This is a genomic window from Kiloniella sp. EL199 (assembly GCF_900313065.1).
In the GTDB taxonomy this organism is placed as follows: domain Bacteria; phylum Pseudomonadota; class Alphaproteobacteria; order Kiloniellales; family Kiloniellaceae; genus Kiloniella.
The window spans coordinates 16582-28276 of record NZ_OMPU01000015.1 but is presented as its reverse complement, the minus strand read 5'-3'; the positions used below and the strand labels follow the sequence as shown (position 1 = coordinate 28276).

The following is an 11695-nucleotide window of genomic DNA, read 5'->3' as shown; positions in this document are numbered from 1 at the left end:
TAGTAAATGTTGGCAACGCCATAAAATCCCCCTTTAACTCCTTAACCTCTTTCCCATACTGACACGAGCTTCAACATTGTAGCCAAGACTTTCATAAAGCTTAACAGCCCCCTCATTGCCATCGCGAACCTGAAGATTCAACTTTGTGCAGCCAAGAGAAACGAGTTCCTGTTCCGCGAGAGCGAGCAATTTGCTCGCAATTCCTTTTCTCCGATGGGTCGGCGTAACAACCACACTATATATCCAGCCACGACGACCATCATAGCCCGCCATGACCGTTCCCACGATAGCCCCGCAATCCTCAGCAACAAAGAGTAATCCCGGTTGATAGTTCTGCTTGTTATCCAGAATATCAGCCGCTTTGTTCCAAGGCGCAGGGTTAGGGTCATCTTCCTCCCATAAACAGATTACCCCTGCCCTGTCTTCCGGTCTAAAAGATCTGAGATCCATAATTTCCTCTTTATCGCACTATCGTCACTGAACGTCGAACGTTTCTCAAACAAGTCGCATATTTTGTCAAAATTGGCGGTTTCCGACTTGCCTAGCGTAAAGATATTGGTCTAGGGTTAGCATACTTGAAAGAAGTTTCTTTTAAGTATGTGCAATTAGGCGCTTGTTCTCAGGGCAGGGTGAAATTCCCGACCGGCGGTAACTTTTAGATACAGTATGTAGAAAAAAGAAGCCCGCGAGCGCCCTTGTTTTTTGAATTTCTTTGGAATTTAGAAATCAAGGGGTCAGCAGATCTGGTGAAACTCCAGAGCCGACGGTAACAGTCCGGATGGGAGAGGATAGGCAAGAATAAACATGGCAATACACCTGTTTATTCTGCGTGTGCGGATGAGCTATGTCTTTGGTAGATATAATCATTCGCCCTTTCTGAACACGCCCTGATTCTGGTTACGCCGCTTATTAGGAGTGACAACCATGAATCAGATCGCAAACGATCACAATAATACGCACCAGTCTCTACTGGCGCAGTTTGGTACGCCATATGAAAGAGTCGAAAAAGCTCTTTCCTCCATGCGTGCTGGCAAAGGTGTCCTCGTCGTAGATGACGAAGATCGAGAAAATGAAGGAGATCTTATTTTCGCAGCCGAGACTCTCACCAATGAACAGATGGCAATGCTCATTCGTGAATGCAGCGGTATTGTCTGTCTTTGCATGACGGATGAAAAACTCCGCAGTCTTGATTTGCCGCAAATGGTGCAGGACAACAACTCATCAATGGGAACAGGTTTTACAGTTACCATTGAAGCAAAGGTTGGTGTCACCACCGGAGTTTCCGCAGCAGACCGTGTAACAACCGTTAAGACAGCAATTGCTGATGACTGTAAGCCTGACGATTTGGCTCGTCCCGGTCATGTGTTCCCTTTACGGGCGATGGCTGGCGGCGTTCTAACCCGCCAGGGACACACAGAAGCAACCTGTGATCTATCTGCTATGGCCGGATGGAAACCTGCTGGCGTTCTATGTGAAGTAACAAACCCGGATGGTACAATGGCCCGTCTGCCCGAAATCATCGCATTCGGACAAAAGCATGACCTGCCTGTGGTATCCATTGATGATATTATATTGTATCGCAAGAAAACAGAAACAGCAGCAATCGCTGTATAGATAAACAGCAATTTCTTGCTATCTATCCCAAAGAGGCCTCTTGATAACCCAAGGGGCCTTTTTCTTTTTCAACTCCTCTCCTTTTTGGAATTACCCCTTTTTGGAATTACAGGGCAAGAATCAGATATTTTCAAAAATCATTCTCTGGTTATCTCGTAACCAACATTAAGTAGGGAGATAACGATGTCAGCACAGAAACCAAACATTAAATTTATTGCAATTCCAACAGAACATGCACGGCATATTCAATCCGGTGGCAACGACGAAAACAACTTTGCCCCTGAGAAGGTGATTTCTGATGGAGAAGGCTTTCCCTGTCGCCATTGCCTGAAAGGAATTGAAAAGGGTGAAGAAGTACTAGTGATTTCCTATCGCCCTTTTCCCGAGAAACAACCTTACGCTGAATCTGGTCCGATTTTCCTTCACAGCAAAGCTTGTGAAGCTCACCACAGTAATGGACAGGTTCCTGATAATATAAAGTCACAAGGCGTAACCCTGATTCGTGGCTACAATAGTGATAACAGGATTGTTTATGGTACAGGAAAAACCATCAAATCATCTGAGATTGAAGCAGAAGCCTTAAAGATGTTCGAAGCGGATAACATTGCTTATATACACGCAAGATCTACTACAAATAACTGTTTTACCTGCCGCATTGAACGTGTCTAGTCCTTGGCTTAGTTTTGGAAGAAGCTAATAATCACGGCATATAAAGAAGCCCTGTTATGAAACAGGGCTTCTATTTTTCTGGCCAGTGTTCCTGACTACTGAACAAGAACCCATCCGCCATTCGTTTTTTTAGGCAACATTGAAGCTATATCAGCATCTTTTTCAATTCGAAAATCTGTTGCAGATAATATACGACCATCTCCGGCACGGAGTAAACGCAGATTAACAAAAACACTATGCTCACTGATAGAATAGGTGCCAGTTAAAACAGCCTGAGCATTTTGACGCCCAGCCAAAAAGGCAAGATCTCTGGAAAGCATCAATTCGCCTTCTCTTGGGCGTACGGCTAGTGAATCACGCATTTTGACTTCTGAAACACTGTATCCCAGTTGAGCAATACGCCCTGAAAGCTGTTCACTGACCGTACGTCCGAATGTCGAACTGGTCTCCAGCGCATCAATATCAACAATTGAAGCAACAAGCACAGACGCATTTTGATCCAATACCTGATTAGAAGTCATAACCAGAGTATCAGCGGCACGATAAACTTCAGGTAACAGCTCTACAGATACTTCTGCTTGTTCAACTGGTTCACTATAAATGTTAAGAGATTCAGGCGAACAACCTACTAATCCAATTAACAGTGCAGTTGAAAGAAAAAGACGTTTCATTATCGTAACTCCCTACTGCGTAACAATGGCGATGGTTTGAACGGGCAATTTTTCTTCCGATCCTGTCGCAGTAGCACGCATAGGGCGGTCAGCAGGCAAACTGGTCATATAAAGGGAAAGCTCTTCCGGGCGTACATAAAGAACTTCTGATTTTTGATGAACAAGTTCAGCACCATGAGCAATTGACGTTGTCAAAACCATTTCAGCATCTGTTACAGCACCAAAATCAATAAGCCCCCGGACAAGTTCAGTTACAACCAGTCCAGCACCAATCGTGCTTAACGTTCCCCAGTTCCCGTACTCTTTAATACCAATAGCAGTTGCCAAACCAAAAACAGATTCAGGTGATGCAGGTAAGCGGTACCCCTTATCATCATAGAAAAAACTCTGTACTTGATAGTTTACGATAATTGCTCCCTTGGGTGAGGAAACAACAGGAACCCCCTGTGCCAAGAGTTCGTTTTCTAGAATACGCTTAAAGGCCCTGCTAAAAGGCATATCGAAGGGGCCTGGCTGCACGTAAAAAGGTTTGGGTGACGAATAGCTAACAACTTCATTCTTTTTCTTATCAGAGGCAGAAGCATCTATAACAGGCGAAATTCCAAAGTCCGGCATTGCAGCCAAGTCGGAAACAATACGGGTTGAAGATCGTTGTCCAAGAAGATTCCAGTCACTCCAGGTGAGAACTTTATATTGGCTATGAGTAGTTTGAGGTTGTTGATCCCGTTTCACCCAAGGCTTTCCACAAGCAGATAGAGTAAAACTGGCAACGGCCAGAAGTATCACGGCTGGCTTCAACATGAAGCATCTCCAGTACAAATTCAACACACGGCAATCTTTGGCATTAGCACTTATGCCTGCTACCTGTTTACCGACAAACTCTTTCTGTACCGTTAATTTTTGGCTGTACTGTTAATTTTAACAAAGAAGCACGCCCTAAATCCTGATCGCTTTTATCACTCAAGGCGTGCTAATTCACGCCGCCTTCCGGTACCCAGCCCGTTTGCCATTGATCAAGAGGAGATACAGTGGCATTTTCACCATTTCTAAAAAAAGAACTATCAACAGACCACATCTTAACTGCGTTATTCTCTTTGCCTGCAACCTGTTCCAGAACGGCTGTTGCGTGTAAAATATTGCCACTCACCCAGCTTCTCAATTGCGGTTCTCTTAGTTCGTGATATTTCAGCAAGCCGTCTCTTTCCATGAGAGAGATAAAATTAGAGGCGTTGACTGCTTCGTCAATACAATCCAGTTGCCGATCACCCACATCCCCGAGAAAAGTACCTGCCTTATCTTTATCGGTACCATTCTGCTGACCCGCGATATGCTCTATACGTCCAATAGCAACTGTTATCGCCTGACGCTCTTCTGCAGGAGAAAGTTTTCTGGCCTTAAATAGTTTCTGTATCTCCAGCCACTGCCCCTCGCTCAAGGAAACCTGACCTTTATGCTGGCAACCATGACCATAGCAATAGCCTATGTCGTCAACCGCATAAGATGTCGAAAGATGAGACAAAGCTTTCTCTGATGGTTTTGTAATATTGCAGCCAGAAACTGCCAGTAACAAGAGCACGCCAGAAATCAATAAGCTTTTGGACACTGCAAACTCCATAAAAATAGAAAATAGCAACAGCAGGAATGCCATCAGGCAATATCTATTGCAATAAGATATCTCACCAGAAACACTGTAAGAGATAAAATCTTTGTGTAAATACGATCAAAGAATAACAGCTATGCCAAAGAAGAACAGTTAAACACGTAAAATTCTAGACAGTACAAGACAGATAAGTTACCAGCTTCATCTTGGAAAACTGATTACGGCATATGAGAGCTACAACTGACAGCTCACTCAAGGAGATACTAATGAGCCAGCTGCAAATTCCAACAGAAATCCCTGTTCACGACGACAATCGTGACTTGATGAATGCGCTGCTCATGATCGCCCAACGGGCAGGCGACATCATCATGGAGATCTACAACAGACCTTCGGGAATTGTAGTAGAAAAAAAGGATGACGCTTCTCCTGTAACAGAAGCAGATAAAGCCGCAGAAGCATTTATACTGGGCGCGTTGAATACTGTTACCCCTGACATCCCCGTTGTTTCAGAAGAAGCCGCTTCGGCAGGAGAAGTTCCCGAGGTAGATAGTGGTTTGTTTTGGCTGGTTGACCCTGTTGACGGTACAAAAGAATTTATCAACAAAAACGGCGAATTCACAGTTAACATCGGCTTAATCGAAAATGGCATTCCCGTCGCTGGGGTTGTCCATGCTCCTGCCAAAGGATTAACCTGGGTCTCTGCAGATATCTGCGTTTTCTTCGAAGAAGGTTATGAACCAATTGTCGCGCAGGTCCGTTCTATTCCCGCCGAAGGTGCCACGGTTGTCGCAAGCAGACGTCATGGCGATAATGACGATCTAAACGCATTCTTGAAAACCCGAAAAATTAACGAACAGATTGGGGCCGGCTCCTCTCTTAAAATCTGCCTAATTGCGGCTGGTAGAGCAGATCTCTATCCACGTTTCGGGCCAACTATGGAATGGGATACAGCGGCGGCCCACGCGGTTCTTCTTGCTGCCGGGGGACACCTTAGCGATGCAGACGGAGATCCTTTGACTTACGGGAAGTTCAATTTTCGAAATCCACATTTTGTTGCGGAAGGTGAACATCTGGATGCAGGTTTCGATTTGTCAGATGAAGATCTTTCCACGGAAGAAAAATAAACCGGAATTATCCGATGGTGCCCGTCTCTCGAAACAGATATTCAAATATCTTTAATGCAGATCAAGCAGGATTGGATCGTGCTTGTAATTTATTGCATTCGGGTGGACTGGTCGCCTTTCCAACGGAAACCGTTTACGGACTTGGAGCCAATGCAACAAATGCAAAAGCTTGTGCATCGATCTACGAAGCAAAAGGAAGGCCAAGCTTCAATCCTTTGATCGTGCACTTCCCGAATTTTGCAGAAGCCGAAAAGCGGGTGATCTTCAATGCAAAAGCGCAAAAGCTTGCGAAAGCCTTTTGGCCCGGCCCTTTAACATTGGTTCTGCCCCGAACTAAAGATTGTGATATTGCTGAGCTTTGCTCTGCAGGCCTTCCGAGCCTTGCAGTGCGCGTCCCCGGCCACCCAATCGCCCACCTTTTGCTTGAACAATCAGGCCTTCCACTTGCAGCCCCCAGCGCCAATGCATCAGGAAAGATAAGCCCGACCAAATCAGAACACGTAGCCTATTCACTAGGCGAAAAAGTATCCTGTATTCTTGATGGCAAAGACACCGCTTGTACAGTTGGCCTAGAATCAACCGTCATTGATTTAACAGGGGAGCTTCCTGTGCTTCTTCGCCCGGGAAACATCACCAAGGAAGAAATAGAAGCCGTTATTAGCTCCATCCAAATGGGAAAATCCTTGATGGAAAGCAAAGCTGAAGCTTCATCCCTGCATAACACAACAGCAGATACTTTACAGATCTCTGATCCACTCAAATCCCCAGGGCTCTTGAAAAGTCATTATGCACCGACACTTCCATTACGCTTAAACGCCACAGAAGTTACCGCAGATGAAGCCCTCCTCGCTTTTGGTCATAAACCACTTTCAGGGGCAGGATATTGCCTTAATCTAAGTGAAAAAGGCGATCTGTTAGAGGCAGCAGCCAAGCTTTTTGCAGCTCTCCACGAACTGGATCAAAAAAAGGGTATTCAGGGCATTGCCGCCATGCCGATCCCGGACACTGGTTTGGGTCTTGCAATTAATGATCGACTAAAACGCGCTGCTGCCCCCAAATAAATACAATCTTTAGATCTAATCTTTCAGTATTCCAAACTCTTGCAACGCTTTGTTCATCAATGCCGGGTCTGTAAAGTGAATAGCTTTGAACCCCAAATTCTTGGCAACCATAATATTATCTTCACGGTCATCGATGAAAACGCACTCTTCTGCCTCCAAAGAAAAGTCAGATAACAAACGATGATAAATTCTCGGATCCGGCTTTGCCAGCTTCACGGTGCCGGAAACGGTTATGCCCTTGAAGTATTGTAAAAATGGAAAGCGTGCTTCGGCGTGAGGAAATGTTTCTTCCGACCAGTTTGTCAAACCATAAAGTGGCGTCTGTTGAGCATAAAGCCTTTCAAGGGTTTCAACTGTCCCTGTAATTTCATCCCCCAGTGTATCTGGCCACCTTGTCAATAACAGAGCAAGTACTTCTTTATATTCAGGGAACTTACCCTGAAGTTCACCAATAACACGGGAAAAGCTTTCCCCGGCATCAAGCCTGTGATTTGCCTCAAAAGTAAAGACGTCACGTAAGAAACGCTCCATCTCTTCTGTACTGGAAAATTCTGATTGGTAAAGGTAACGCAAATTCCAATCGATCAGCACGCCACCAAAATCGAAAACGACATTTTTTATCATGAATCTCTCAAGAAAAATCTGTTAGAACAAATGGGTAATAGAATAATTCTGGCCCCCCAGAGAAAAGAGATTTAGGCTAAGATCATCTCTTTACCAATCAACCTTGCAAGAAATCCTGTCAAAATAATGACCGACAAAAATATTTCTCCGAAGCTCTCCCCTAAATTCCTGTCTGATCTGGAAACAGCTATCGGTACAAAGGCAATGATTACTGCCCCTCATGATATTGCGCCTTATATGGTTGAACAAAGAGGACGCTTTATCGGGCAAACATCTTTGGTTGTTATTCCAAAAACAACGCAAGAAGTATCAGATGTTGTCAAGCTATGTGCAGAATATAACATCGGTATAGTTCCCCAAGGCGGCCATACCGGGCTTGTAAGCGGCGGTATACCCTTTGCTGGTGATAATGCAATTGTACTTAACACAAGCCGTTTGAACAAAATACGGGCGATTGATCCCACCAATAATACCATGATTGTTGAAGCAGGCTGTGTTCTGCAAACAATACAAGAGCATGCTGCCCTACATGATCGCCTGTTCCCCTTGTCACTTGGGGCAGAAGGCAGTTGCCAGATTGGCGGTAATATCGCGACGAATGCCGGTGGCATTAACGTCATCCGTTATGGAAACACAAGACAGTTGGTCCTAGGGCTGGAGGTCGTCACACCTATCGGTGAAATATGGAACGGCCTCAGAGCCTTGCAAAAAGACAATACAGGCTACGATTTGAAACAGCTGTATATTGGTTCAGAAGGAACGCTTGGGATCATCACTGCAGCTGTTCTTCAACTCTTCCCCAAACCGAAAGAGCAGCAAACCGCTATTCTGGCCCTCACAGATCTTGATGCTTCCCTACCCTTACTTAATCAAGCTCAAGAAATGCTTGGTGATGCTCTGACGTCCTTTGAACTTCTACCTCGGATCGGTATAGATTTTTCACTAAAGCATGGCCAAGGTGTGGTTGACCCGATTGAGGGGCGATATGATTGGTACATCCTGATGGAGGCGTCCGTTGCAATTACCCAATCGAACTTAAAAGATCTTTTCGAAAACTATCTGGAATCAGCCTTTGCAAAGAACTGGGTACAAGATGGTGTACTGGCACAAAGCAAAGCGCAATCAGACAGTTTCTGGCTACTTCGGGAAAACATAACCTTGTGCCAAAAAGCTGAAGGCGGTTCCATAAAGCATGATATTTCCGTGCCAGTTTCATCAGTCCCGGCCTTTATCAAGACAGCCAACGAAGCCGTTCGGAAAACGATCCCGGGTATAAGACCTCATCCCTTTGGACATCTTGGTGATGGCAACATTCACTACAATCTGTCCCAACCCCTTGATATGGATAAACAGGATTATCTGGATCGCTGGGAAGAGGTAAACAGAATTGTCCACGACATCGTACATGCCTTTAACGGCTCAATTTCAGCAGAACATGGCATAGGCCGTGTCAAACGCGATGAAAACCAGTATTACAAATCACCTGTAGAAATACAGCTGATGCAAAACCTTAAAACAGCCTTGGACCCCGAGGATATTATGAATCCCGGAAAATTAATCCCCAGAAGATGAAGCAACGTAGATTAGAAACGTAAACTAGCTTCTACTTATTTATCCCCACACAAGAATAAGCGCACCCAGTTATGATTATCAGACCCCATAAACCAGAAGACGCTGTTATTCTGTTTCAACTGTTCTATGATACTGTTCACAAAGTAAATATTCAGAATTATTCCCAAGAACAGGTGGATGCCTGGGCGCCAGAGAACTTTGACATAAAACGATGGCAGGAAAGAACAAAAAGCTATTTTATCTTCGTTGCCGAGGATGATAGCGGCATTACGGGCTTTGCTGAACTTGAAGAAAATGGGCACATTGATTGCTTTTATGTCCATCATAAAAAACAAGGACTAGGGATTGGAGGCAAGTTGATGTCAGAGCTTGAGCAAAAAGCAAAAGACCTCAAGCTCACTGAAATTTATGCAGAGGTAAGCATTACAGCACGGCCATTCTTTGAAAAAAAAGAATTTAAAGTTACGCAAAAGCAAGAGGTTGTTCTGAGAGGGCAGAGTTTAATGAACTACAAAATGTCCAAATCTCTGGGTAAATAATTTACAATGACAAAAATTTGATCATTAAAACTGATTTGTTGGTACAACGTTAATCACTTCATCCTAACTTATAGAAATGTCACAAGACAGCTCGCTATAAAGGTAGTGCAATACTACCAAAATTTCTTGGATATGAAGTATGCTACGTTACATAAGTGATCAAAAAATCAGAACCCGGATACTTTTTTGTCTCCTTCTTCCTATTTTGGCCCTGCTTGCTCTTTCTGGTTATAATTTGATAAAAGAACAGAAAGCCTTGGGCACATCACAAAAACTCGAAAACCTTGCAGTACTGGCACCGAGTTTAGGCAACCTCGTCCATGAATTACAAACAGAACGCGATCTTGCTGCCAGCTTTTTGAGTAACAAAGGTCAAGCTTTCAGTTCTGATTTAAAAAATCAAATCAAAAAGACTGACACTGTCTTATCTGCTTACACAAAAGACTTGGCAGCATTCAATGTGGAAGCTTACGAAACTTCTTTCATGAAAAAAGTTGATAGTGTTCAAGAATCATTGAGCCAGCTCAAAAGCAACCGACAATCTGTCTTGAGTCAAAACCTTAAAAGAGGCGGTGCTATACGTTATTATCAACGTACAATTGCCCGGATCTTGTCCACAATCGAAGTCATGGCCGTCATCAGTGATGATGCCAATATTACCCGTGTAATTGCTGCTTACACCTCATTTTTACAAGGTAAAGAACGTGCAAGCAGAGAGCGGCACATTGGAGCGCAAGGTTTTCAAGGTGGCAGCTTCTCGCCCAATGCCTACCGAAGCTTTTCCCAAATGATTGCGTCACAGTCCGCCTATCTCAATGATGCCGGAAAATTCGCAAGCCCGGACGAATTCGCATACTTTAACAAAACAATCAGCGGGCCAGTCATCAAAGACGTAAACCAAATGCGACAGGCCGCATTCAAAAGTTTCTCATCAGGTAATACCGACAGCATAGAAGAAACCAGATGGATTGAACAAGCCACTGCCCGGTTGGAACTCTTCAAATTAATGGAAAACTATTTTGCAGGTAATCTTATAGACTTGGCGAGTTCGACAAAAAACGATCAACAAACACGGTTTTTAATCGTATCCATCTCACTTGTTGTCCTTTTATCACTTACTGCCTTTATTGTATTTGCAACTGTACGTAGCATTGTCCGACCTGTTGCCCACCTTACCGAAGTCATGCAAAAACTAGCCGAAGGTGATAACAGCGTGGAAGTCACAGGATTGGAAAAACAACGTTGTGAAATTTCTGATATGTCCAGAGCTGTGCTTGTATTCAAAGAAAATGCGATCAGGAATCAGGAACTCGAACAGGCTGATCGCATCAGCCGCGAAAAACGAGAGAAAAGAACAGCAGAAATTGAAACATTGGTTGGTGTTTTCGATAATACCATCAATGAAACGCTAAAGGATCTTTCCAGTCTATCTGGTGAATTGGAAGGATCAGCTAAAACCATGTCATCAACGGCCAATACAGCCCGTGATGAATCAACTTCTGCTGAAGTATCCACAGAAAATGCTGCTACCAATGTAGAAACCATGTCATCAGCGGCTCAGGAACTTGTAAGCTCTATTAACGAGATCTCGAATCAGGTTTCACAAGCCAAACAATCTGCACTTGATGCCGTTGGTGCCGCCGAAAAATCAACAAGTACGTTAAGAGGATTATCAGACTCAGCCCAAAATATTGGCGAAGTCATTCAGTTGATTCAGGAAATTGCAGAACAGACCAATCTACTGGCCCTGAATGCAACTATTGAAGCCGCACGAGCTGGCGAAGCAGGCAAAGGTTTCGCAGTTGTGGCAAACGAAGTCAAAAACCTCGCCAATCAGACAGCAAAAGCAACTGAAGATATCTCAGCACAAATTAATGCGATTCAAAGTACCACTGAAACCGCTGTCCAAACCAATGAATCAGTTTCCCAACAAATAGATCAGATATCCGAAGTATCCACAGCCATTGCCGCGGCGGTAGAGCAACAATCAGCCGCCACCACAGAAATCACACGAAATGCCCAACTGGCCGCCGATGGCACGTCTGTCGTCAGTGACAACATCAAGCGTGTTAAAAATTCCACCGAAGAAACCGGAAGTGCTGCCGAGAAAGTTTTGGAGCTTGCAAGCATTTTACAGTCCAAAGCCGATAATCTGGAAAAAGACGTCGACCAATTTCTCGACGGCGTACGTTCCGCCTGATAACAAAAACTTTCTATAAAT

Annotated in this window: 12 protein-coding genes and 1 riboswitch; of the genes, 7 read left to right on the top strand and 5 right to left on the bottom strand. The window is 44.3% G+C overall.

All coding sequences use genetic code 11. The features are described 5' to 3' along the window. Nucleotides 1-33: 33 nt before the first annotated feature. Nucleotides 34-450, bottom strand: coding sequence for a GNAT family acetyltransferase (locus D9A03_RS19405; RefSeq protein WP_120498888.1), 417 nt, complete (start codon nucleotides 448-450; stop codon nucleotides 34-36). A gap of 161 nt (nucleotides 451-611) precedes the next feature. Then, a riboswitch (FMN riboswitch) is annotated at nucleotides 612-794 on the top strand. A 130-nt stretch (nucleotides 795-924) separates the two neighbouring features. Between D9A03_RS19405 and ribB the strand changes: the two genes are divergently transcribed. Together ribB and D9A03_RS19395 are read left to right on the top strand one after the other, a co-directional pair. Next, a complete protein-coding gene (gene ribB / locus D9A03_RS19400; RefSeq protein WP_120498887.1) occupies nucleotides 925-1614 on the top strand; it encodes a 3,4-dihydroxy-2-butanone-4-phosphate synthase in 690 nt (229 codons plus the stop codon). Nucleotides 1615-1797: 183 nt separating this feature from the next. Next, complete coding sequence (locus tag D9A03_RS19395) at nucleotides 1798-2283, top strand: DUF1203 domain-containing protein (RefSeq protein ID WP_120498886.1); 486 nt, start codon at nucleotides 1798-1800, stop codon at nucleotides 2281-2283. 95 nt (nucleotides 2284-2378) lie between these two features. Here D9A03_RS19395 and D9A03_RS19390 read toward each other — a convergent pair whose 3' ends face one another. The 3 genes from D9A03_RS19390 to D9A03_RS19380 all read right to left on the bottom strand — a co-directional run bounded on the left by D9A03_RS19390 (nucleotide 2379) and on the right by D9A03_RS19380 (nucleotide 4557). Next, a complete protein-coding gene (locus D9A03_RS19390; protein ID WP_120498885.1) occupies nucleotides 2379-2954 on the bottom strand; it encodes a FlgO family outer membrane protein in 576 nt (191 codons plus the stop codon). A 12-nt stretch (nucleotides 2955-2966) separates the two neighbouring features. Continuing rightward, nucleotides 2967-3755 carry a hypothetical protein gene (locus D9A03_RS19385; RefSeq protein WP_120498884.1) on the bottom strand — a complete coding sequence of 263 codons (789 nt, stop codon included), beginning with the start codon at nucleotides 3753-3755 and terminating at the stop codon, nucleotides 2967-2969. 169 nt (nucleotides 3756-3924) lie between these two features. Beyond that, on the bottom strand, nucleotides 3925-4557 hold the full coding sequence (locus D9A03_RS19380) for a hypothetical protein (protein ID WP_162938260.1): 633 nt from the start codon (nucleotides 4555-4557) through the stop codon (nucleotides 3925-3927). Between the two features lie 263 nt (nucleotides 4558-4820). Here D9A03_RS19380 and cysQ point away from each other — a divergent pair, with 263 nt between their 5' ends. Both cysQ and D9A03_RS19370 read left to right on the top strand, forming a co-directional pair. Beyond that, complete coding sequence (cysQ, locus tag D9A03_RS19375) at nucleotides 4821-5678, top strand: 3'(2'),5'-bisphosphate nucleotidase CysQ (RefSeq protein WP_120498882.1); 858 nt, start codon at nucleotides 4821-4823, stop codon at nucleotides 5676-5678. 14 nt (nucleotides 5679-5692) lie between these two features. Next, nucleotides 5693-6739, top strand: coding sequence for an L-threonylcarbamoyladenylate synthase (locus D9A03_RS19370; RefSeq protein WP_120498881.1), 1047 nt, complete (start codon nucleotides 5693-5695; stop codon nucleotides 6737-6739). Between the two features lie 15 nt (nucleotides 6740-6754). Here D9A03_RS19370 and D9A03_RS19365 read toward each other — a convergent pair whose 3' ends face one another. After that, nucleotides 6755-7363: an HAD family phosphatase gene (locus D9A03_RS19365; RefSeq protein WP_120498880.1), complete on the bottom strand. Its 609-nt coding sequence runs from the start codon at nucleotides 7361-7363 to the stop codon at nucleotides 6755-6757. A gap of 126 nt (nucleotides 7364-7489) precedes the next feature. Between D9A03_RS19365 and D9A03_RS19360 the strand changes: the two genes are divergently transcribed. The 3 genes from D9A03_RS19360 (at nucleotide 7490) to D9A03_RS19350 (ending at nucleotide 11674) form a co-directional block, all read left to right on the top strand. After that, nucleotides 7490-8935, top strand: a complete 1446-nt coding sequence (locus D9A03_RS19360; protein ID WP_120498879.1) for an FAD-binding oxidoreductase — start codon at nucleotides 7490-7492, stop codon at nucleotides 8933-8935. Nucleotides 8936-9006: 71 nt separating this feature from the next. Next, a complete protein-coding gene (locus D9A03_RS19355; RefSeq protein ID WP_120498878.1) occupies nucleotides 9007-9474 on the top strand; it encodes a GNAT family N-acetyltransferase in 468 nt (155 codons plus the stop codon). Nucleotides 9475-9613: 139 nt separating this feature from the next. Further along, on the top strand, nucleotides 9614-11674 hold the full coding sequence (locus tag D9A03_RS19350) for a methyl-accepting chemotaxis protein (RefSeq protein WP_120498877.1): 2061 nt from the start codon (nucleotides 9614-9616) through the stop codon (nucleotides 11672-11674). Nucleotides 11675-11695: the final 21 nt, after the last annotated feature.